This is a genomic window from Sanguibacter sp. Z6_81 (genome assembly GCF_057180625.1).
The window spans coordinates 701,198-723,288 of sequence record NZ_JBXUFV010000002.1 but is presented as its reverse complement, the minus strand read 5'-3'; the positions used below and the strand labels follow the sequence as shown (position 1 = coordinate 723,288).

At 71.6% G+C, this 22,091-nt stretch carries 19 protein-coding genes and 2 tRNA genes; 14 read left to right on the top strand and 7 right to left on the bottom strand.

Annotation, left to right across the window (positions count from 1 at the left end; translation table 11 throughout):
* Positions 1 to 27: 27 nt before the first annotated feature.
* Positions 28 to 786, bottom strand: a complete 759-nt coding sequence (locus AC2AXK_RS08300; protein WP_484344876.1) for a YggS family pyridoxal phosphate-dependent enzyme — start codon at positions 784 to 786, stop codon at positions 28 to 30.
* Positions 787 to 867: 81 nt separating this feature from the next.
* Between AC2AXK_RS08300 and AC2AXK_RS08295 the strand changes: the two genes are divergently transcribed.
* A complete protein-coding gene (locus AC2AXK_RS08295) occupies positions 868 to 2,382 on the top strand; it encodes a DUF2079 domain-containing protein (RefSeq protein ID WP_484344875.1) in 1,515 nt (504 codons plus the stop codon).
* Positions 2,383 to 2,459: 77 nt separating this feature from the next.
* On the opposite strand, the gene ybaK is transcribed toward AC2AXK_RS08295, so the two are convergent.
* Complete coding sequence (gene ybaK, locus AC2AXK_RS08290) at positions 2,460 to 2,963, bottom strand: Cys-tRNA(Pro) deacylase (protein WP_484344874.1); 504 nt, start codon at positions 2,961 to 2,963, stop codon at positions 2,460 to 2,462.
* Between the two features lie 80 nt (positions 2,964 to 3,043).
* Here ybaK and AC2AXK_RS08285 point away from each other — a divergent pair, with 80 nt between their 5' ends.
* Complete coding sequence (locus AC2AXK_RS08285) at positions 3,044 to 3,715, top strand: GNAT family N-acetyltransferase (protein WP_484344873.1); 672 nt, start codon at positions 3,044 to 3,046, stop codon at positions 3,713 to 3,715.
* Here AC2AXK_RS08285 and AC2AXK_RS08280 read toward each other — a convergent pair.
* Complete coding sequence (locus tag AC2AXK_RS08280) at positions 3,693 to 6,296, bottom strand: DEAD/DEAH box helicase (RefSeq protein WP_484344872.1); 2,604 nt, start codon at positions 6,294 to 6,296, stop codon at positions 3,693 to 3,695. The two genes, AC2AXK_RS08285 and AC2AXK_RS08280, sit on opposite strands and share 23 nt — an antisense overlap.
* A 167-nt stretch (positions 6,297 to 6,463) precedes the next feature.
* Entirely contained in the window at positions 6,464 to 7,354 is an 891-nt protein-coding gene (locus AC2AXK_RS08275) for an endo alpha-1,4 polygalactosaminidase (RefSeq protein ID WP_484344871.1), read from the bottom strand.
* A gap of 115 nt (positions 7,355 to 7,469) precedes the next feature.
* On the opposite strand from AC2AXK_RS08275, the gene AC2AXK_RS08270 reads away from it, so the two are divergent.
* Positions 7,470 to 8,930, top strand: a complete 1,461-nt coding sequence (locus tag AC2AXK_RS08270; RefSeq protein WP_484344870.1) for an alanine/glycine:cation symporter family protein — start codon at positions 7,470 to 7,472, stop codon at positions 8,928 to 8,930.
* On the opposite strand, the gene AC2AXK_RS08265 is transcribed toward AC2AXK_RS08270, so the two are convergent.
* Positions 8,858 to 9,898, bottom strand: a complete 1,041-nt coding sequence (locus tag AC2AXK_RS08265) for a 3-methyladenine DNA glycosylase (RefSeq protein ID WP_484344869.1) — start codon at positions 9,896 to 9,898, stop codon at positions 8,858 to 8,860. The genes AC2AXK_RS08270 and AC2AXK_RS08265 overlap by 73 nt on opposite strands.
* Positions 9,899 to 9,993: 95 nt before the next feature.
* Complete coding sequence (locus AC2AXK_RS08260; RefSeq protein ID WP_484344868.1) at positions 9,994 to 10,974, bottom strand: aldo/keto reductase; 981 nt, start codon at positions 10,972 to 10,974, stop codon at positions 9,994 to 9,996.
* Positions 10,975 to 11,082: 108 nt separating this feature from the next.
* Here AC2AXK_RS08260 and AC2AXK_RS08255 point away from each other — a divergent pair, with 108 nt between their 5' ends.
* From AC2AXK_RS08255 to AC2AXK_RS08230, 6 genes are all read left to right on the top strand, one after another.
* Entirely contained in the window at positions 11,083 to 11,979 is an 897-nt protein-coding gene (locus AC2AXK_RS08255; protein WP_484344867.1) for a methyltransferase domain-containing protein, read from the top strand.
* 17 nt (positions 11,980 to 11,996) lie between these two features.
* Entirely contained in the window at positions 11,997 to 12,788 is a 792-nt protein-coding gene (locus AC2AXK_RS08250; RefSeq protein ID WP_484344866.1) for a fumarylacetoacetate hydrolase family protein, read from the top strand.
* A 108-nt stretch (positions 12,789 to 12,896) separates the two neighbouring features.
* Positions 12,897 to 14,444 carry a glutamate--tRNA ligase gene (gene gltX, locus AC2AXK_RS08245; protein WP_484344865.1) on the top strand — a complete coding sequence of 516 codons (1,548 nt, stop codon included), beginning with the start codon at positions 12,897 to 12,899 and terminating at the stop codon, positions 14,442 to 14,444.
* Positions 14,441 to 15,262 (top strand): HAD family hydrolase, encoded by an 822-nt coding sequence (locus AC2AXK_RS08240; protein ID WP_484344864.1) that lies wholly within the window; start codon positions 14,441 to 14,443, stop codon positions 15,260 to 15,262. Before gltX ends, AC2AXK_RS08240 begins: the two co-directional genes overlap by 4 nt.
* Positions 15,263 to 15,387: 125 nt before the next feature.
* Positions 15,388 to 15,459 (top strand) — tRNA-Gln (locus AC2AXK_RS08235).
* A 108-nt stretch (positions 15,460 to 15,567) separates the two neighbouring features.
* Positions 15,568 to 15,640: transfer RNA gene (locus AC2AXK_RS08230), tRNA-Glu, on the top strand.
* Between the two features lie 148 nt (positions 15,641 to 15,788).
* On the opposite strand, the gene AC2AXK_RS08225 is transcribed toward AC2AXK_RS08230, so the two are convergent.
* Entirely contained in the window at positions 15,789 to 16,508 is a 720-nt protein-coding gene (locus tag AC2AXK_RS08225) for an IclR family transcriptional regulator (RefSeq protein WP_484344863.1), read from the bottom strand.
* A 111-nt stretch (positions 16,509 to 16,619) separates the two neighbouring features.
* Between AC2AXK_RS08225 and leuC the strand changes: the two genes are divergently transcribed.
* The 5 genes from leuC to AC2AXK_RS08200 all read left to right on the top strand — a co-directional run bounded on the left by leuC (position 16,620) and on the right by AC2AXK_RS08200 (position 22,079).
* Positions 16,620 to 18,059 carry a 3-isopropylmalate dehydratase large subunit gene (gene leuC, locus AC2AXK_RS08220; RefSeq protein WP_484344862.1) on the top strand — a complete coding sequence of 480 codons (1,440 nt, stop codon included), beginning with the start codon at positions 16,620 to 16,622 and terminating at the stop codon, positions 18,057 to 18,059.
* A gap of 38 nt (positions 18,060 to 18,097) precedes the next feature.
* A complete protein-coding gene (gene leuD / locus AC2AXK_RS08215; RefSeq protein ID WP_484344861.1) occupies positions 18,098 to 18,736 on the top strand; it encodes a 3-isopropylmalate dehydratase small subunit in 639 nt (212 codons plus the stop codon).
* 131 nt (positions 18,737 to 18,867) lie between these two features.
* Positions 18,868 to 20,184 (top strand): UDP-N-acetylglucosamine 1-carboxyvinyltransferase, encoded by a 1,317-nt coding sequence (gene murA, locus AC2AXK_RS08210; RefSeq protein WP_484344860.1) that lies wholly within the window; start codon positions 18,868 to 18,870, stop codon positions 20,182 to 20,184.
* Positions 20,185 to 20,265: 81 nt separating this feature from the next.
* Entirely contained in the window at positions 20,266 to 21,084 is an 819-nt protein-coding gene (locus tag AC2AXK_RS08205) for a lysophospholipid acyltransferase family protein (RefSeq protein ID WP_484344859.1), read from the top strand.
* Positions 21,081 to 22,079: an NAD(P)H-dependent glycerol-3-phosphate dehydrogenase gene (locus AC2AXK_RS08200; protein ID WP_484344858.1), complete on the top strand. Its 999-nt coding sequence runs from the start codon at positions 21,081 to 21,083 to the stop codon at positions 22,077 to 22,079. Before AC2AXK_RS08205 ends, AC2AXK_RS08200 begins: the two co-directional genes overlap by 4 nt.
* The last annotated feature ends 12 nt before the right edge of the window (positions 22,080 to 22,091 follow it).

Below are 22,091 nucleotides of genomic sequence, written 5' to 3'. Positions count from 1 at the left end.
AGCCCGTCCGTGCGTGAGCCGGACGGGCTAGCCGCCGAGCGCGGGGCGGGCGCCGAAGACCGCAGTACCCACCCGGACCGTCGTCGCGCCGTGGCGGATCGCGAGCTCGAGGTCCCGGCTCATGCCCATCGACAACCCGGCCGCGCTCACGCACCCGGGAGCGCCGGAGCCCACCACCTCGTCGCGGATCGCCGCGAGCAGCGCGTACCCGGCACCCACCTCGTCCTCGTCGGACGTGTTCGCGCCCACCGTCATGAATCCCGTGAGCCGGATCCCCGCCGTCACGGCGACCTGCGCGGCGAGCGCAGCCGCGTCCTGGGGCCGCGCACCGGCCTTCGTCGGCTCGCCCGAGACGTTCACCTGGATCATCACGTCAAGGGGCGTGTCGTGCTCGGCGGACCACCGCGAGCCCACCCGCTCCGCCAGTGCCAGCGAGTCGATGCTCTCGATGCACGCCGACGGGTACTGTCCGAGGGCCCGCAGCGCAGCGTTGACCTTGTTCGACTGGAGCGGCCCGATGAGGTGGGCGGTGAGGCCGGGCCCGGCGAGGTCTGCAGCCTTCGCCGCGAGCTCCTGGACGCGGTTCTCCCCGAGCAGGACGGGGCGGTCCGGATCGGCGGCCAGCGCCCTGGCGGCAGCTGCTGCGGCTCGCACGACCTCGACGGGCTGCGTCTTGGTCGCGAGGAGCACGTCGACGTCGCTCACCGGGCGGTCTGCCGCCGCGCACGCCGCCGCGACGCGCTCGCGCACCCGCCGCAGAGCGGGTGTGAGGTCGGGGATCGGCACGCGGACAATCGTAGCGATCGCACGGCCGGCTCCGGTGGTCGTGAGCGGCGCCGTACTCCCCGTGTACGGAAGACTGTGCAGGTGACCACCGCGCGCGTGACGATCCCGGAGGAGCCGCCAGGCCCTGCGGACCCGAGCGTCCGCGGGTCGACGGGCGAGCCGCGGTCCCGTCCGGAGGGACGGGCCCCCGGCAGCATCGTCGTCGACGACGGCCCAGCGGTCTGGCCGGTGGCCGTCCTGACCGTCCTCGCGTTCGTCGCCTACCTCGCGCTGTCCCTCGCGCGCTGGTACCGGTGGGACAACCCGTCGTGGGACCTCGCGATCTTCGAGCAGGCCGTGCGCGGCTGGGCGCACCTCGGCGCGCCGGTCGTCGACATCAAGGGCCCGGGGTTCCATCAGCTCGGTGACCACTTCTCGCCGCTGCTGGCCGTGCTGGCACCGTTCTACCGACTCTTCCCGACCCCCGTGACCCTTCTCGTCGCGCAGTGCGTCCTCGTCGCGGTGTCCGTCGTCCCGATCACGCTCGCCGCCCGCCGGATCCTCGGACCCGTGCGCGGGCTCTGTCTCGGCGCCGCCTACGCGTTCTCGTGGGGCATCCAGTCGGCGGTCGACGTCCAGTTCCACGAGTACGCGCTCGCGGTGCCGCTGCTCGCGTTCGGCCTCGTGGCCCACCTCGAGGGGCGGTGGCGGGCGAGCGCGGTCTGGATCGTGCTGCTCCTCGGGGTCAAGGAGGACCTCGGGCTCACCGTCGCAGCGTTCGGGCTCGTGCTGTGGATGCGCGGGCAGCGGCGGCTCGGTGCGCTCGTCGCGGGCGCGGGAGCACTCGGGATGGCGCTCGTCGTCGGCGTCATCGTGCCGGCGTTCAACCCGGCAGGCCGGTACGACTACTGGGGGAAGCTCACCGACGAGGGCGCGTCCGGGACGGGCGACGGGCTTCTCGGCACCGTCCTGCAGATGGCCGCCGACCTCGTCACCCCGGCCGTCAAGGTCGAGACGGTCGTGCTCCTGCTCGCGACGACGGCGTTCGTCGCACTGCGCTCCCCGCTCGTGCTGCTCGTCGTCCCCACGCTCGCGTGGCGGTTCCTGGGCTCGACGGAGTTCTACTGGGGCACGACCTGGCACTACTCGGTCATCCTCATGCCGATCGTCTTCGTCGCCGCGATCGAGGGGCTGCGAGCCCTCGGCACGAGCCCGAGGGCGATCGTGCGGAGGTACGCCCTTGTCGCCCCCGCGATCATGCTGGCGCTCGCGCTGCTCCTCGTCCCGCGGTACCCGCTCGCGGACCTCGCGGACGCGGCGTCGTACGAGCGCAGCCCCCGGCATGCCGCGGCGGAGCGTGCCGTCGCGGCCGTGCCACCGGGCGCGTCGGTCGCGACCGACCGCGGACTCATCGTGCAGCTCGCGGGGCAGCGTCGGGTGTTCTGGATCGGTGCCGACCCGACGGCCCGCCCGGACTACGTCGTCGTCGACCGCGCGACGTGGGGAGCGGGCCCGCCGCGTGACGTGGCGGAGTACGCCGAGCGCGCGTATCCCGGAGCGCGGTATGCCGAGGTGCTCGACGACTCGGGCTACGTCGTCGTGCAGCGCGTCGAGTGAGTGAGCAGGACCTGCGCGACGAGCGCTCGGGAGCCGTGGCCTGACCTCGCTGGGTTCGTGCTCCGCGGGTGCGGCGCTCAGGTGCGGGAGATCGGTGCGGCCGTGCCCTGCGTCAGCCGCAGCAGGTCTGTGGGCGCCAGGCCCACGTCCAGCCCGCGGCGCCCCCCGGAGACGTACACGGCGTCGTACGCGAGAGCCGACTCGTCGAGGATCGTCGGGTGCGCCTGGCGCTGGCCCAGCGGCGAGATGCCACCCACGACGTACCCCGTCGCCCGCTCAGCGGCTGCCTGGTCCGCCATCGCGGCCCTCTTGCCGCCCGCGGCGTGCGCGAGGGCCTTGAGGTCGAGCTTGCGGTCCACAGGTATGACCGCGACGACGAGCGAGCCGTCCACCTGCGTCATGAGCGTCTTGAGCACCCGTGCTGGTTCGACACCGATCGCGGCGGCAGCCTCGAGGCCGTAGCCCAGCTCGCTCGTCGGGTCGTGGGTGTACGGGTGGACCGTGTGCGCGACGCCGGCGCGCTCGAGCGCGACGAGGGCTGGCGTCCCCGACGTCCCGGACCGAGCGACCTTCTTCGCCATGACCCCACGCTAGCCGCTGGGGGGCCGCGAGGGAGAGGAAAGTGCTCGACGTGCGGCGCGTGCAGGTGCTGAGATGCCCCATGCCTCTCAGCGCGCCGCTCCAGTTCCCCGACGCCGTCCCCACCCTCGTCAGCGGGGATGTGACGCTGCGTGCCCACCGCCCTGCGGACATCGCAGGCGTGGTCGAGCAGTGCACGGACCCGCTCTCCGTGCACTGGACGATGGTCCCTGTCACGTACGACGCGACGTTGGCGTCCGACTGGGTCACGACGGCGGCTCCCGCTGGCTGGAGCGACGGGTCCGTGCACCTCTTCGCCATCGAGTCGACCCACCCCGACGGGAGTCGGGGATTCTCCGGCAGCCTCTCCCTGCGTGACCGGGGGAACCGGCGGGCCGAGATCGGCTTCGGCGCCCACCCGGCCGTCCGGGGCCGGGGCGTCATGACGTCCGCGGTCACCCTGCTGCTCGACCACGGCTTCCACGACCTCGGGCTCGAGACCGTGCTCTGGCTCGCAGCGGTCGGCAACGTCGGCTCGCGACGGGTGGCCTGGAAGACGGGCTTCACGTTCGGCGGGACGCTCCGCGGCTGGCTCGACCTCCGCGGCGCCCCGACCGACGCGTGGGCGGGCACCCGCCACCCTGACGACGGGCCGGGCCCGGTCGGCGAGTGGACGGTGCCGACCGGCCTGAGCCCGGTTCGTCCCGACCAGCGCGTGGGAGAGGCGCACCTCACATGGGCGCGACTCCGGTGATGCGCACGACGGCCTGCCCCTCGGTGTCCGAGGCATCGAGGTCGACGACTGCGGTGATCCCCCAGTCGTGGTCGCCGTCAGGGTCGTTGAGCACCTGACGGACCGCCCACAGGCGAGGGTTTCCCTCGACCTGCTCGGTGATGCTCAGGAGCTTGGGGGAGCGGGCCTGAGGACCGACCCCGATCGCGTCGTCACCGTAGTCCTCGAACATCGGGTCGAGCGCGTCACGCCAGGCGTGCGCGTCCCAGCCGGACGCCCCGTCGAGGTCTCCGAGCACGGAGTACGCCTCGCGGGAGGCGAGCTCCACCCGGCGGAACATCGCGTTGCGGACGAGGACGCGGAACGACCGCACGTTGCCCGTGATCGGCCGCACCGGAGCCTGGTCCGCGGCGCTCCCGTCGGAACCGGCCACGACGACGCCCGCCTCGTCGACGGGGTGGGACAGCCGCTCCCACTCGTCGAGCAGGCTCGAGTCGACCCCACGGACGAGCTCCCCGAGCCACTCCGTGATCTCCTCGACCTCCTCCGTACGGTGCTCGGCGGCGACGGTCTGCCGGAGCGTCCGGTACGCGTCGGCGAGGTACCGCAGCACGACCCCCTCGGTCCGGTCCAGCTGGTAGCGGGAGACGAACTCGGCGAAGGTCATGGCCCGCTCGACCATGTCCCGGACGATCGACTTCGGGGAGAGCTCCTGGTCGGCCACCCACGGGTTCGCGCGCTTGTAGGTCGCGAACGCGGCGTCGAGCAGCTCCGCGAGCGGCTTGGGCCACGACACGTCCTCGAGCGCCGCCATGCGCTCGTCGTAGTCGTAGCCCTCGGCCTTGAGCGCGCCGATCGCCTCGCCGCGTGCGGCGCGCTGCTGACCGTAGAGCACCTGGCGCGGGTCGCTGAGCGTCGCCTCGATGACCGAGACGACGTCGAGCGCATGGGTGGGGGACTCCTGGTCGAGCAGCTCCTGGGCGGCGAGCGCGAACGGCGAGAGCGGCTGGTTGAGCGCGAAGTCCCGCGGCAGGTCCACCGTGAGGCGGACGGTGTAGCCGCGCGGTCCGGCGTCGGCCACCTTCTCGACGATGCCCGCCTGGCGCAGCGAGCGGTAGATGCGGAAGACCTGCCGCACGTGGGCAGCCTTCTGGCCCTCCGAGTCGTGGTTCGCGGTGAGCAGGTGACGCATCGCGGCGATCGGGTCCTTGTCGCCGTTCGCCCCGCGGGCGAGGACGTTGAGGACCATCGCGTGGTTGACGGTGAAGTGGCTGGTGAGGAGCTCGGGCTCGGAGTCGCGCAACCGCTCGAACGTCTTGTCCGTCCAGTTGACCGCGCCCGCCGGCGCCTTCTTGCGGACGATCTTCTTGAGCTTCTTCGGGTCGTCGCCCGCACGCTCGAGGAGCTTGCGGTTCTCGATGACGTGCTCGGGTGCCATGACGAGCACGTCACCCGCCGTGTCGTAGCCGGCGCGTCCGGCGCGGCCCGCGATCTGGTGGAACTCCCGCGCGGAGAGGTGGCGCATGCGCTCGCCGTCGAACTTCACGAGGCTCGTGAGGAGCACCGTGCGGATCGGCACGTTGATCCCGACCCCGAGGGTGTCCGTCCCGCAGACGATCTTCAGCAGGCCCTTCTGCGTGAGCCGCTCGACGACCCGGCGGTACTTGGGCAGCATCCCCGCGTGGTGCACCCCGATGCCGTGCCGCAGGAACTTGCTCAGCGACCTGCCGAAGCCCGAGCTGAACCGGAAGTCCGCGAGCTCGGCGACGATCGCGTCCTTCTCCGCCCTCGAGGCGACATTCATGCTCAGCAGCGACTGTGCGCGGTCGACCGCGTCCTTCTGCGTGAAGTGCACGACGTACACCGGCGCGCGGTGGGTGTGCACGAGCTCGTCGAGCACCTCGGTGAGCGGCTCCACCACATAGCTGAAGTTCAGGGGCACGGGCCGGTCGGCGCTCGTCACCTCGGCCACCGGGCGGCCGGTGCGCTGCTCGAGCTCCGCAGCGAAGCCGCTCGTGTCGCCGAGGGTCGCCGACATGAGCAGGAACTGCGCCCGGGGCAGCTCGAGCAGTGGCACCTGCCACGCCCACCCGCGCTGGGGGTCGGCGTAGAAGTGGAACTCGTCCATGACGACCTGGTCGACGTCGGCGTCCGCGCCGTCGCGCAGGGCGATGTTCGCGAGGATCTCCGCCGTGCAGCAGATGATCGGTGCGGTGGGGTTGACGGACGAGTCCCCGGTCATCATGCCGACGTTCGCCGACCCGAACGCCTCGACCAGTGCGAAGAACTTCTCGCTCACGAGCGCCTTGAGGGGCGCGGTGTAGAACGTGCGCTTGTTCGCGGCCAGGGCGGCGAAGTGCGCGCCCATCGCGACGAGCGACTTGCCGGAGCCGGTCGGCGTGCTGAGGATGACGTGCGAGCCGGAGACGAGCTCGATGAGCGCCTCGGACTGCGCCGGGTAGAGGTCCAGCCCGCGGTCCTGCGCCCAGGACGTGAAGCCCTCGTAGAGCTCGTCCGGGTCCGGTTCGCCGGACGCGCCGGCGGGCGGGATGTGGTCGAGGAGGCTGATCTGGACGGGCGCGGGGGTGGACACCCTGCCCATTCTCCCAGGTCCGTCGCCCGGCGGTCGTGGGCAGCCGTCCTGGGCGCCGGGCTCGTTGTGCTGCACCTCATGCCCGGAGGCCTCCGCACCCCCACCGGCCGTCCGCGGGTGCCCGCGTCCGCGACGACGGGAGGCTCGTCCGGGACGTGTGGCGCGAGGGCTGAGGATCAGCAGGTCCGGAAGACGTACGCGGGGTCACCGGGAACGGTGAGGTCGCGGTCGCGCCCGACGACCGGCACCTCGTCACCCCGGGCGGCGCACGCGGTCGCCATGATGTCCTCGAAGTCCGGGCTGTCGGAGTACTCGATCTCGAGGACGTGCGCCCCGTACACCTCGCGGACGTCGTCGCACTCGTCGTACGCCTCGCACTCCTCGACGACCGCGAGGTCGAAACCCGCCTCACGTCCCCGCTCGCCCAGCTCGGTGGTGTTCTTCTGCGCCACCGCGAGTCCACGAGCGTGCGCGTGCGCCACGAGGGGCGCCGCGAGCGCGAGGTTGTCCTGTGCCGTCAGCGCTCCGTCGGACCGCGTGAAGGAGTCGAGGTTGTCGAGCTCGACGGCGTCGAACCCCGCGTCCGCGCAGCGGTCGAGAACCTCCGTGACGGCAGCCTGCACGACGAGCCGGGCCTCGGGCCGCGAGGTGTCGAACAGGACCTCGTCGGGCCACCCGGGGTCGACGACCGGGGCACCGTCCGGGGTGCGCAGGACCGCCTCCGGCTGTGCTGCGAGCCACCCGTCGGTCTCATCGGGCTGGCTCTGGAAGGCGTTGACGTAGCAGACGGAGTAGACGCCGGCCGCGGGCTCTGCCTGCGCGTCGCGCACGACGACCCCGACCCCGTCGGGAACGGGGTACGGCGCCGAGAGCTGGTAGTCGAGGCCCGTCGCGACCGGCGGCAGGGCGACCCCTGACACGTCGGTGGCGAGCGGCGGCGGCGCAGCGGGTCCAGGCACCGGCTCGGCCGACGGATCGGCGGCTGACCCGCCCGCGCACCCGACGACGAGGGCGACCGTGCCCGCGACGAGCGCCCCTCGGAGGAACGCGCTGCGGGAGGAGTCCATGGGGCAAGTGAACACCCGCCTGCGTTCGAGGGGAGATGCGCGGTGAACTGGCCTAGTGTCCGAAGTCACGGCACATACCCGCAGCGGCCGCGGGGGGTGCGAGCAGGGGGGCCACATGGACGAGCTCAGGACCGCGGTCATCGACCCGGTGAGCAACGCGCTCTACAGCTACCTGCTCATCTACCTGCTCGTCGGGGCGGGCATCTACTTCACGATCCGCAGCCGTGCCGTCCAGCTCCGCCACGTGCGCGAGATGTGGCGTGTCATCGCGCGCTCGACGCACGGCTCGGAGGGTGGGATCTCCTCGTTCCAGGCCTTCTGCGTGGGGCTCGCGTCGCGCGTGGGTACGGGCAACATCGTCGGCGTGGCGATCGCGCTCACGCTCGGTGGCCCCGGTGCGATCTTCTGGATGTGGGCCGTGGCCGTCGTCGGCATGGCCACCGCCTTCGTCGAGGCGACGCTCGCGCAGCTGTTCAAGGTGCGCAACCCCGACGGCAGCTTCCGCGGGGGACCGGCGTACTACATCCAGCGCGGCCTGGGGTCCCGCCCCTACGCCGTCCTCTTCGCCGTGCTGCTCATCTTCACGTTCGGCTTCGCCTTCAACATGGTCCAGGCGAACACGATCAGCGACGCCCTGTCCTCCGGGCACGGCGTGGGCACCGCCTGGAGCGCCGTCGGGCTCGTCATCCTCGCTGCCCCCGTGCTCTTCGGTGGCGTGCGGCGCGTCGCGACCGTCGCGGGGATCGTCCTGCCGATCATGGCAGGCGCCTATGTCCTGCTCGCTCTCGTCATCGTCGTCCTCAACGTCGATGCCCTGCCCGGTGTCCTGCGGCAGATCTTCGAGGGCGCCTTCGGGCTGGACCAGGCGGTCGCCGGGACCGGCGGCGGTCTCCTCGCCGCCGTGCTCAACGGCGTCAAGCGCGGCCTGTTCTCGAACGAGGCAGGGATGGGCAGCGCACCCAACACCGCCGCGACGGCAACCGTGAGCCACCCGGTGAAGCAGGGGCTGGTCCAGTGCCTCGGCGTGTTCGTCGACACGATGGTCGTGTGCTCCGCGACGGCCTTCATGATCCTCGTGGCCGGGCCGTCGGTGTACGACCCGGGGTCGACCACCGAGGCAGCGGGGGCCGCCCTGACGACCGACGCCGTCGCCAGCTCCCTCGGCGCCTGGACGACGCCGCTCATGACCGTCCTCGTCTTCGTCTTCGCGTTCTCCTCCGTGCTGGGCAACTACTCCTACGCCGAGGTGAACCTCACGTTCCTCGGCGTGCAGGGCGGCGCGCTCACCGCACTGCGGATGCTCGTCCTGGCGGCGATCGGCAGCGGGGCCCTGCTGAGCCTCGAGGTCGTGTGGGCGCTCGCGGACGTCGCGATGGGACTCATGACGATCGTCAACCTCACGGCCATCACCCTGCTCGGGGGGTGGGCCTTCGGCGCGTTGCGCGACTACGAGCACCTGCGTCGCACGGGCGCCGACGACAGGTTCGTCGCGCCCGGGAACCCCTACCTGCCCGCCGAGCTTCCCGGCGACATCTGGGCCGCGCCCGCCACGTCCCCGCCGACGAGCCCGCCGTAGGTGTCCGCACCGAGGAGGCTGTCGCAGACCGCGACGACCGCGGCGCGCAGGGGAGCGGCGCGGTCGGCGAAGGCGCGCTGGCGGCGTGCGTACTGCGCCTTGCCCTCAGGAGTCTCGATACGGACCGCGTCCGCACCGAGCCCCGTGACGTCGTAGGGCGAGGCCTCCATGTCGAGCTGACGCACGTCGCGGGACAGCTCGAAGCAGTCGAGCACGAGCTCTCCCGGGGCCGCCGGTCCGAGCTTCGACACCCACTTGTAGAGGTCCATCGTCGCGTGCAGGCACCCGGGCTGGTCGTCCGCGGCCTGTGACTCCCGGGTCGGCTGCAACCGGTTGAGCGGGCGCGCCTCGGGTGTGAAGAAGCGGAACGCGTCGAAGTGCGAGCACCGGATCTGGTGCGCCTCGACGACCGCGTCCGTCCCGGCCGGGCCGAGCCGGAGCGGCAGACCGTGGCGGGCGTCGCCACCGCGCCGGTAGACCATCGCCCACTCGTGGAGCCCGAAGCACGCGGTGTTCGCCGGACGGCTCGCGGTGGCCGCGAGCAGGTCCCGGACGTACGTCACCGTGCTGCCACGGTCGGCGAGGAAGGCCGCGACGTCGAGGGTCACCCCACCTCGGGGACCGGCCGTGTGCCAACGCCACGTGAGGCGCTCGGCCACGCTCGCGACCGCGCTGCTGTCCGGTGTGCTGGGTCCCCGTGCGCCCGACCGGTCGTCCGGGGCGGGCGGGAGGTGGGTGGCCGCTGCGTCGTCGAGCAGCACGACGCCGGCGCCCGGGTGCCACCGGCGCAGCTGCGCCGGACGGGTCTTGTAGTAGGTGAAGAGGAAGTCGTCGATCTCGTGCTGCTCACCGGTGGCCCGGCGCTCGCGCCACCCCGCGGTGAGCGCGTCCGCCCGCGCGGCGTGCCCGACGGCGCGGGAGTGCCAGTCGGACGCCGGGAGGGTGCGCCCGGGGACGGTGGAGACCATGCTCCCGAGTCTACGGAAGGCGCCTGGCCGACCTCACCGCCGGGCGGCCGCGACGATCAGGGACACAGTGCCCGCGATGAGACCGGCGACGTCGATCAGAAGAGAGCGACGGCGTCCGGTGCCGGGAAGATCTCGTCGAGCGCGGCGAGGTCGTCCGCAGAGAGCGGGTGCACCGCTGCGGCGTTCTGCTGCACCTGCTCCGGGCGGGTCGCTCCCGCGATGACGCTCGCGACCGTGGGTCGGGCCGCCAGCCAGGAGAAGGCCACCTCGACCTCGGTGAGCCCGCGTTCTGCGGCGAACGCGGAGTAGGCCTCGAGCGCGTCCCACGGCGCCGACTCCAGGAGGCCGGGCTTGGAGTGGGTGAGGCGTCCGTCGGCAGGCCGGTCCGCCCTGCTGTACTTCCCGGTGAGCAGGCCGTTGGCCAGCGGGAAGTAGGGGAGGATCCCGAGCTCGTACGCGCTCGCAGCCGGGACGATCTCGAGCTCGGCCCTGCGGTCCAGCAGGTTGTAGTGGTTCTGGCTGGAGACGAACCGTTCGGTGCCCAGCGCGCGCGCCAGGTGCTCGGCGTCGGCCACCTGCCACCCGGCCATGTTCGAGTGCCCGACGTACCGGACCTTGCCGGCCTGGACGAGCCCGTCCAGTGCGGTGAGCGTCTCCTCGAGCGGAGTCGCCGGGTCCGGGGTGTGGAGCTGGTAGAGGTCGATCCAGTCCGTGCCCAGGCGGCGCAGCGACGCCTCGACGGCGCGCACGACGTAGTGGCGTGACCCGCGTGCGCCGTGGTCCGGCCCGTTCGCTCCGCGGACGTCCATGCCGAACTTCGTGGCGACGACGACGCCGTCGCGCCGCGGGCCGAGCGCAGCGCCCAGCAGCTCCTCGGACAGGCCTGGCCGCGCGCCGTACACGTCGGCGACGTCGAACAGGGTGATCCCCGCGTCGATCGCGGCGTGCACGACCGCCCGGCTGCCCTCGAGCGACTCCGTCGCCGTCCGTGGCCGACCGAGGTTGTTGCACCCCAGGCCCACCGAGGAGACGGTGAGACCGGAACGTCCGACGTGGCGCAGCGCGGGGGAGGTCATGAGAATGAACGTACGCGCAGGTGGCGCGCCGGACCAACGACGACAGCCCGGTGACCACGATCTGAGAACCCTGCCTCGCGTGCCTCCCACGGGCATACGGTCGTGACTATGAACCAGTCCGCGCCCGAGCGCACCGCCGCTCAGTCCGACTCCCTCCGGCACGCCCCGACGGGCGCGCTCGGGAGCGAGCAGTCGCAGGAGTCCGAGTCGTACACGCACGGGCACCACGAGTCGGTCCTGCGCTCGCACCGGTCACGGACGGCTGCCAACTCCGCGGCGCACCTCGTGCCGCTCCTGCGTGAGGGGATGACGATCCTCGACGTCGGCTGCGGCCCCGGCACGCTCACCGTCGACCTGGGGCGGATCGTCTCTCCGGGACGCGTCGTGGGGGTCGACGCCTCGGGTGCGATCCTCGACAGCGCGCGCGACCTCGCGCAGACGTCGGGCGCCTCGAACGTCACCTTCGAGCAGGCGAACGCCTACGAGCTCCCCTTCGAGGACGACTCCTTCGACGTCGTGCACGCCCACCAGCTCCTCCAGCACCTGTCCGACCCGCTCGCCGCGATCCGCGAGATGCGACGGGTCGCCCGCCCCGGCGGCATCGTCGCGGCACGCGACGCGGACTACGCGGCCATGACGTGGTTCCCCGAGTCGGCGGGTCTCACCGAGTGGAACACGCTCTACCACGAGGTCACCGCGGCCTACGGCTACCAGGCGGACGCCGGGCGACGCCTGCTGTCCTGGTTCGAGGAGGCCGGCTTCGACGCCGAGCAGCTCACCGCCTCCGCGGGCGTCTGGTGCTACGCGACCCCCGAGGCCCGCACGTGGTGGGGCGGGCTGTGGGCCGAGCGGTGCATCGCGTCCAACTTCGCCGTCCAGGCCAAGGAAGCCGGGCTCGCGGACGACGTCGCGCTCGAGGAGCTCGCGCACGAGTGGCAGCGCTGGGCGGAGCAGCCCGACGGGTGGTTCAGCGTGCTCAACGGCGAGATCCTCGCCCGCGTCTGACGTCGTAGGCTGGGCCCGTGCGCATCGCGAGATTCACCACTGGAGACGACCCCCGATTCGGCCTCGTGCAGACCGAGAACGGCAAGGACTACCTCGCCGTCCTCACCGGGGACCCCCTCTACATGCCCGTGACTCCCACGGGTGAACGGATCGAGATCGGCGACGGCGTCCGGCTCCTCGCCCCCGTCATCCCGCGGTCCAAGGTCGTGGGCGTCGGCCGCAACTACGCGGACCACGCTGCCGAGATGGGCAACGAGCTCCCCGCGGCACCCCTGCTGTTCCTCAAGCCCAACACGGCCATCATCGGACCGGACGACCCCATCGTGCTGCCCGACTTCACGAGCGACGTGAGCTACGAGTCCGAGCTCGCCGTCGTCATCGGGCGCGTGACGAAGAACGTCACTCCCGAGAGCGCGCTCAAGCACGTCCTCGGGTACACCGTCGCGAACGACGTCACCGCGCGCGACGCCCAGCGGTCGGACGGGCAGTGGGCACGCGCCAAGGGCTTCGACACCTCGTGCCCCATCGGTCCCTGGATCGTCACCGACCTCGAGACCGACGAGCTCGGGGTGCGCTCGCGCGTCAACGGTGAGCCCCGCCAGGACGGCAACACCCGGGACCTCGTCTTCGACGTCGCCTTCCTCGTCTCGTACATCTCCGAGGCGTTCACGCTGCTGCCCGGGGACATCATCCTCACCGGCACCCCCGCCGGGGTCGGCCCGATCGTCGCCGGCGACCGGGTCGAGTGCGAGGTCGAGGGCATCGGCGTGCTGAGCAACCCCGTGGTGCGCCGCAGCTACGACGACTGAGCGCCGCGCGACCGGTCGTGCGGCTCGCGGCGCCCACCGGTCGCGGCTCGGGGCCTGTGCGAGTCGCTAGGCTGGTGTGGGCCGCCGGGACCGGCGGTGCCGACCCCGATGCGAAAACCAGGTGTGTCCGTGAGTGCGCTGTCCCCCCTCCCCGTGACCGACGCAGACCCCGCCGTGAGCGGCGTCCGCGTCCGCTTCTGCCCGTCCCCGACGGGCACGCCGCACGTCGGGCTCATCCGGACGGCGCTGTTCAACTGGGCGTACGCACGCCACACGGGCGGCACGTTCGTGTTCCGCATCGAGGACACCGACACCGAGCGGGACTCGCAGGAGAGCTACCTGCAGCTGCTCGAGGCGATGCGCTGGCTCGGGCTCGACTGGGACGAGGGCGTCGAGGTCGGGGGGCCGCACGAGCCGTACCGGCAGTCGCAGCGCTCCGACCTGTACCGCGACGTCGTCGCGAAGCTCGTCGAGGGCGGGTACGCGTACGAGTCCTTCTCGACCCCCGAGGAGATCGAGGCCCGCAACGTCGCTGCCGGCCGCCCCAAGGCCATGGGCTACGACGGTTACGACCGGCACCTCACGGACGAGCAGAAGGCCGCGCTGCGCGCCGAGGGGCGCGAGCCGGTGCTCCGCCTGCGCATGCCGGACGAGGACGTGACCTTCACGGACCTCGTCCGTGGCGAGGTGACGTTCAAGGCCGGGACCGTCCCCGACTTCGTCATCGTCCGCGCCAACGGGCAGCCGCTCTACACGCTCGTCAACCCGGTGGACGACGCGCTCATGGAGATCACCCACGTGCTCCGTGGGGAGGACCTCCTGTCCTCCACCCCGCGTCAGGTCGTGCTCTACCGCGCCCTGCTCGACCTCGGCATCGCGACGACGATGCCGAAGTTCGGTCACCTGCCGTACGTCATGGGGGAGGGCAACAAGAAGCTCTCCAAGCGTGACCCCGAGTCCAACCTCTTCCTGCACAAGGAGCGCGGTTTCACCCCGGAGGGTCTGCTCAACTACCTCGCCCTCCTCGGGTGGAGCATCTCGGCGGACAACGACATCTTCAGCGTGGACGAGCTCGTCGCCGCGTTCGACATCTCGGACGTCCTGGCCAACCCGGCACGGTTCGACCTCAAGAAGGCCGAGGCGATCAACGCCACCCATCTGCGGATGCTTGCCCCGGAGGACTTCCGGGACCGGCTCGTGCCGTACCTGCACGACGCGGGCGTGCTGCCCGCGGGCACCTACGCGGAGCTCAGCCCCGCCCAGCAGCGGTTGCTCGACGCCGGTGCGCCGCTCGTGCAGGAGCGCATGACGCTCCTCGGCGAGGCCCCCGGGATGCTCGGCTTCCTCTTCGTCGCGGACGACGCGGTCGCCCTCGAGCCCGAGGCGGTCGCGGCGCTCAAGCCGGAGGCGCCCGCGATCCTCGAGCGGGCCATCGACGTGCTCGCCGGTCTCGAGGACTTCAGCCCCGCGTCCCAGCAGGAGGCCCTCAAGGCGGCGCTCGTCGAGGACATGGGCGTCAAGCCGAAGTTCGCGTTCGCGCCGCTGCGTGTCGCGATCACGGGGCGCCGGGTGTCGCCGCCGCTGTTCGAGTCGATGGAGATCCTCGGCAAGGAGTCGTCGCTCACCCGGCTGCGCGCGCTCCGCTCCACGGTGTGAGCGCACGCAGCGTCCGGGACGACGAGGCCCAGCCGGCCCCGGCTGGGTCCCCGCGGGCCCCGGTCGCCCGGACGCTCGCCGGCGCGCCCTGCGACGGCGTGCTGTTCGACGTCGACGACACCCTCGTCGACACGCGGGGTGCCTTCGTCCGGGCGATGGAGGCGATCGCCCGGACGTACCTGCCGCACCTCGACGCGACGCGGTACCCGGAGGTCGTCGGCGTCTGGCGCACGGACTCAGGTGGTCGCTACCGGGCGTACACCCGGGGCGAGCTGACGTTCGCCGAGCAGCGGCTCCTGCGTGCCGAGGAGCTCCAACGAGTGTTCGCAGGAGCGCCCGTCACACGCGAGGGTTTCCCCGCGTGGGATGCCGTCTTCGAAGCGGCCTTCCAGGCCGGGTGGCGGGCGCACGACGACGCTGCGCCGGTGGTGAGTGCTCTGCGAGCGCTCGGGGTGCGGGTCGGTGCGCTGTCGAACGCGGCTGCCGCGTACCAGGAGCGCAAGCTCGACCACGTCGGTCTCGGGTCCGTGCCGCTGCTCGTCGGCGTCGACACCCTCGGGGTGGGGAAGCCCGACCCCAGGGTGTTCCTCGAGGCGTGCGCACGGCTCGGGACCGATCCGGCGCGGACGATGTACGTGGGCGACGAGCTCGACGTGGACGCTCTCGCTGCGCGTGCGGCCGGCCTCGTCGGGGTGTGGCTCGACCGGCCCGGTGGGCGCCGCGGGGGGCCGCACGTCGAGGACCCGGAGCTCGCCCGCGAGGCCGGCATCCCCGTCGTCGCGACGCTCTCGGAGGTCGAGAACCTCGCCCGTCGGTGAGCGGCGCGGACCTCCGGTTTGGCGGTAGGCCCGGACTCCGGTAATGTTCCACGTCGGTAGCGCCCCTCGGGGAGCGTCGCTCGGACAGAGATCCGGGTGGGCTCACCGTCGAGGTGGTACCCCCATGGGGTATGGTGTAATTGGCAACACAACGGTTTCTGGTACCGTCATTCTAGGTTCGAGTCCTGGTACCCCAGCGCAGAGTTCTTCCGTTTCGCAGGTGGTCAGCCCACCGGAAATGATGCGGTAGAGTTCTCACTCGGAAGTCGAGAAGCACTGCGAAAGCAAGGCTGCTCGGTCCACAGGCCCCCATCGTCTAGCGGCCTAGGACGCCGCCCTCTCACGGCGGTAACACGGGTTCAAATCCCGTTGGGGGTACAGCGAAAGGCCCGGTCATCTGACCGGGCCTTTGTTGCGTCCGGCGGACGCTGCCGCCCGTTCCGCCCCGAGGAACGTGGCGAACCGGGTGGACCCCTGGAGGTCCACCCGGCGTCGGGGGAGCACGCGGCGTCAGCCGGGGGTCACGTCACTCGCCGGAGCGGCGCAGGACCTCGGTCAGTCGGTTCGCCGCAGCGACGACGGACCCGGCGTGCAGGCGTCCGGGCTGGCGGCTCAGGCGCTCGACCGGTCCCGAGATGGACACGGCGGCCACGATGCGACCCGAGGGCCCGCGCACGGGGGCCGACACGGACGCGACGCCCACCTCGCGCTCGGAGACCGACTGGGCCCAGCCGCGGCGACGGACCCCCGAGAGGATCGTCGCGGTGAACTTCGCGCCCTGCAGGCCGCGGTGGAGGCGGTCGGGCTCCTCCCAGGCGAGCAGGATCTGCGCCGCCGACCCGGCGTGCATGGTGAGCGTCGCGCCCACGGGGATCGAGTCGCGCAGTCCCACCGGTCGCTCGGCCGCCGCGACGCAGATGCGCTGGTCGCCCTGGCGCCGGTACAGCTGCGCGCTCTCGCCCGTGTGGTCGCGCAGCGCGGTGAGCACGGGGTTCGCCGCGGCGAGCAGGCGATCCTCGCCGGCCGCGGTCGCGAGCTCGTTGAGGCGCGGTCCGAGGACGAACCTGCCCTGCATGTCCCGGGTCACGAGCCTGTGGTGCTCGAGCGCGACCGCGAGGCGGTGGGCCGTCGGGCGAGCCAGGTGGGTAGCTGCGACGAGCTGTGCCAAGGTGGCGGGGCCGGCCTCGAGAGCGCCCAAAACGGAGGCTGCCTTGTCCAGCACTCCGACTCCGCTAGAATTGTCCATAGGTCGATATTGCAGTCTCGAAGGCTGAGACGCAAGTAGGCTCTCCGGAAGTAACCCGAGAAGCGCCCGTGCATCGGTGGGCGAACGTGTACGCGTACGAGAGGAACAGTGATGGCCGGCACGCTGGCAGAGAAGGTTTGGGACGCGCACCTCGTGCGCAGGGGTAGTGACGGCTCGCCCGATCTTCTCTACATCGACCTCCACCTCGTCCACGAGGTCACGAGCCCGCAGGCGTTCGAGGGACTCCGCCTCGCGGGCCGTGGCGTCCGTCGTCCGGACCTGACGATCGCGACGGAGGACCACAACACCCCGACGCTCGACATCGACCGGCCGATCGCGGACCTCACGAGCCGCACGCAGATCCAGACCCTGCGCAACAACGCCGCGGAGTTCGGCGTGCGCCTCCACTCGCTCGGCGACGCCGACCAGGGGATCGTGCACGTCGTCGGCCCGCAGCTCGGCCTGACGATGCCCGGCCTCACGGTCGTGTGCGGCGACTCCCACACCTCGACCCACGGCGCCTTCGGTGCGCTCGCGTTCGGTATCGGGACGAGCGAGGTCGAGCACGTGCTCGCCACCCAGACGCTCCCGCTCCAGCCGTTCAAGACCATGGCGATCACCGTCAACGGCGCGCTGCCCGAGGGCAGCACCGCGAAGGACATCATCCTCGCGGTCATCGCCAAGATCGGGACGGGCGGCGGGCAGGGCTACGTGCTCGAGTACCGCGGCGAGGCGATCCGCCGGCTCTCCATGGAGGGCCGCATGACGATCTGCAACATGTCCATCGAGGCTGGCGCGCGCGCTGGCATGATCGCACCGGACGAGACGACGTTCGAGTACCTCAAGGGCCGCCCGCACGCGCCCGAGGGGGCGGACTGGGACGCTGCCGTCGAGTACTGGCGCACGCTGCGCTCCGACGACGACGCGGTGTTCGACGCCGAGGTCGTGCTCGAGGCGGACGACCTCGAGCCGTTCGTCACCTGGGGCACCAACCCGGGGCAGGGGCTGCCGCTCTCCGCGAACGTCCCCGTCCCCGCCGAGATCGCCGACGAGAACGAGCGTGTCACGGCTGAGCGTGCGATCGAGTACATGGGCCTCAACCCCGGCACCCCCCTGCGCGACATCGCGATCGACACCGTCTTCATCGGCTCGTGCACCAACGGTCGCATCGAGGACCTGCGCGCGGTCGCCGAGATCGTCGAGGGCCGCAAGAAGGCCGACTCGCTGCGCGTGCTCGTCGTCCCGGGCTCGGCCCGCGTGCGCCTGCAGGCCGAGGCCGAAGGGCTCGACAAGGTCTTCCTCGACTTCGGTGCGGAGTGGCGCAACGCCGGCTGCTCCATGTGTCTGGGCATGAACCCCGACCAGCTCGCTCCCGGCGAGCGGAGCGCCTCGACGTCGAACCGCAACTTCGAGGGCCGTCAGGGCAAGGGCGGACGGACCCACCTCGTCTCGCCGCTCGTCGCGGCGGCCACCGCCATCCGCGGCACGCTCTCGTCGCCCGCCGACCTCGCGCAGGACGCGGCAGACGCCGACGCGCTGCAGACCGCCTGACCGTCCACCGCCACCGCTTCCTGGAGTAGTCACACATCATGGAGAAGTTCACAACGCACACCGGCGTGGGCGTCCCGCTGCGGCGCAGCAACGTCGACACCGACCAGATCATCCCGGCGGTCTACCTCAAGCGCGTCACGCGCACGGGATTCGAGGACGCACTGTTCGCGGCCTGGCGCGGTGACGAGTCGTTCGTCCTCAACCAGCCCGCCTACACGCGCGGCTCGGTGCTCGTCGCCGGTCCCGACTTCGGCACCGGCTCGTCGCGCGAGCACGCTGTCTGGGCGCTCAAGGACTACGGGTTCAAGGCCGTCCTGTCCGCGCGCTTCGCCGACATCTTCCGGGGGAACTCGGGCAAGCAGGGGCTCCTGGCCGCTCAGGTCGCGCAGGAGGACATCGAGCTGCTGCTCAAGATCCTCGAGACGAGGCCGGGCACCGAGATCACCGTGAACCTCGTCGACCGCACCGCGACCGCCGACGACGTCGTCGTGCCGTTCCAGGTCGACGACTACACGCGCTGGCGCCTCATGGAGGGTCTGGACGACATCGGCCTGACCCTTCAGCACGAAGAAGAGATCACCGAGTTCGAGGCCACGCGGGCGTCCTGGCGCCCGAAGACGTTGCCGGCGAAGCACCTCCCGCCCGTCGAGATCGAGGCTGCACGGCCCGTCTCCTGACGGCTCGGACACCTGAGGACGCGAGGTCACCTGGGAACAGGTGGCCTCGCGTTCGTGTTGGGACGTGAAGACTCCGTGCACGTGCACGCGGGGAATAGGTCCGCACGCGATGGATAGGCGACGATAGCCCCATGAATGATCTGCTCTATGTCAACGGCGGCAACCCGTTGAACGGAACCATCACGGTCCGCGGCGCCAAGAACTTCGTCTCCAAGGCGATGGTCGCCTCGCTGCTCGGCGACGGCCCGAGCGAGCTGCGGAACGTCCCGGAGATCCGCGACGTCGCCGTCGTGTCCGGGCTCCTCGAGCTGCACGGGGTGACGGTCGACTACGACGTCCCCGCCGGGGTGCTGCGGCTCGACCCGAGCAACGTCGAGGCCGCCCACGTGGCAGACATCGACGCGCACGCGGGATCGAGCCGGATCCCCATCCTCTTCTGCGGGCCGCTCCTGCACCGCCTGGGTGAGGCGTTCATCCCGGACCTGGGCGGCTGCCGCATCGGCGACCGGCCGATCAACTATCACCTCGACATCCTGCGTCAGTTCGGTGCGACCGTGGAGAAGCGTGCTCAGGGGATCTACCTGGCGGCCCCCAACGGGCTGCGCGGCACGAAGATCACCCTGCCGTACCCGAGCGTCGGTGCGACGGAGCAGCTGCTGCTCACCGCGGTCCGCGCGGAGGGCATCACCGAGCTGTCCAACGCGGCGACCGAGCCCGAGATCATGGACCTCATCAACGTCCTGCAGAAGATGGGCGCGATCATCTCGGTCGACACAGACCGCGTCATCCGGATCGAGGGCGTCGAGCGGCTGTCGGGGTACCGGCACACCGCCCTCGGCGACCGCATCGAGGCGGCCTCCTGGGCCTCGGCGGCGCTCGCCACCCAGGGCGACATCTTCGTCAAGGGCGCCACCCAGCCCGAGATGACGGCGTTCCTCAACACCTTCCGCAAGGTCGGAGGAGAGTTCGAGGTGGAGGACGAGGGCATCCGCTTCTTCCACCCCGGCGGTGAGCTGCGTTCCATCGTCCTGGAGACGGACGTGCACCCGGGCTTCATGACGGACTGGCAGCAGCCGCTCGTCGTCGCGCTCACGCAGGCCACCGGGCTGTCGATCGTCCACGAGACGGTCTACGAGAACCGCTTCGGGTTCACCGACGCGCTGCGCGGGATGGGCGCGAACATCCAGGTGTACAAGGAGTGCCTGGGAGGCCGGCCCTGCCGGTTCGGACAGCGCAACTTCTACCACTCCGCCGTCGTGTCCGGCCCGACCCCGCTCGCCGCAGCGGAGATCGAGGTCCCCGACCTGCGCGGTGGCTTCAGCCACCTCATCGCAGCGCTCACCGCCAAGGGCACCTCGACGGTCCGTGGGATCCAGCTCATCGACCGTGGGTACGAGAGCTTCATGGACAAGCTCGGGGCCCTCGGCGCAGAGTTCAGCCGGAGCTGAGGCTTCTCCCGCCGGGCGCGCCCGTCCTCCGGCCCGCCGGAGGACGTCGGGGATGCGCCCGGCTCGCGGTAGCCTGTCCCGGTGACAACTCAGGGAACCTCACCTGTCGGGGGAGCGAAGCCGGCGGGCGACGGCAAGAACGTCACCTACCGCCTCGTCGCCGGGCTCCTCAAACCGTTCCTGTTCGCCGTGAGCACGCGGGACTGGCGCGGCACCGAGAATCTGCCGCGCACAGGTGGCTTCATCGCCGCCAGCAACCACATGACGAACATCGATCCGCTGACGTTCGCGCACTTCCTCTACGACGAGGCCCGTGCGCCGCGCATCCTCGCCAAGGCGTCCTTGTGGAAGATCCCCGTGCTGCGCACGGTGCTCGACAAGACGGGCATGATCCCCGTGCACCGCAACACGACGGGAGCGGCCTCGTCGCTCTCCGCGGCGGTCGAGCAGCTGCGTGCGGGGGAGTGCGTCGCAGTGTTCCCCGAGGGGACGCTCACACGTGACCCCGACCTGTGGCCGATGACGGGCAAGACCGGTGCTGCGCGCCTCGCCCTGAGCAGCCGGGCGCCGGTCATCCCCATCGCGCAGTGGGGCCCCCAGGAGATCCTCGGCCAGTACTCCAAGCGTCTGCGCCCCTTCCCCCGCAAGCGGGTGCACATCGTCGCCGGCCCGCCGGTGGACCTCGACGACCTCTACGACCGGCCGATGGACTCCGCCGTCCTGCGTGAGGCCACCGAACGCATCATGGACGCCATCACCCGCCTGCTCGAGGACCTGCGTGGCGAGCGCGCGCCCGCGGTCCGGTACGACATGCGAAAGACCCCCGGGGCTGCCGGCCTGACGGGTGGCACGAGCGCGGCTCCCGACCCGGGCGACACGCTCGCTGGGGACGTCCGGTGATCGCAGCGGTCCTGGGCGCCGGCGCATGGGGCACGACCTTCGCGCAGGTGCTCGCCGACGCAGGGTGCACGGTGCGCGTCTGGGGTCGGGACGCCGCAGTCGCCGAGGCCATCACGACGCGCCACGTCAACGTGCGCTACCTCCCGGACGTGGTCCTGCCGGACGGGGTGTCCGCGACGACCGACGTGCGGGCGGCGCTCGCCGGCGTCGACCTCGTCGTCGTCGCGATCCCCTCGCAGAGTGCACGGGCGATCCTCGAGCCGCTCCGTGACCTCGTCCCCGCCGGTGCGGTGGCGGTGTCGCTCATGAAGGGTGTCGAGCTGAGCACGGACCGTCGGATGAGCGAGGTCGTGGCCGACGCGCTCGCCATCGACCCGGGGCGCGTCGCGGTCGTGTCGGGACCGAACCTGGCCGGCGAGATCTCGCAGCGCCAGCCGACGGCGACGGTGGTGTCGTCCACCGACCCGAGGACCGCGGCGCTCGTCGCTCGGGCCTGCTCCTCCGGGTACTTCCGTCCCTACACCAACGCGGACGTCGTGGGCGTCGAGCTGTGCGGTGCCGTGAAGAATGTCATCGCTCTGGCCGTGGGCATGGCCCAGGGGCGGGGATTCGGGTTCAACACGACCGCGACGGTCATCACCCGCGGCCTCGCGGAGATCGCGAGGCTCGGGGCGGAGCTGGGAGCCGATGCCGAGACCTTCCCCGGCCTCGCGGGGATGGGCGACCTCATGGCCACGTGCGCCTCACCGTCGTCGCGCAACCACACCCTCGGCAAGCACATCGGCCAGGGCATGTCGCTCGACGACGCGATCATCGCGACCGGCGGAACCGCCGAGGGCGTGAAGTCGTGCCGGTCCGTCCTGGCTCTGGCTCGCTCCGTGGGCGTCGAGATGCCCATCACCGAGGCAGTCGTCGCGGTCCTCCACGAGGGCCTGCCCGTGGAACGCATGGCCCGGGGTCTGCTCGCCCGGCCGCAGAAGGCCGAGGGCGTCTGACACCCGGACCTG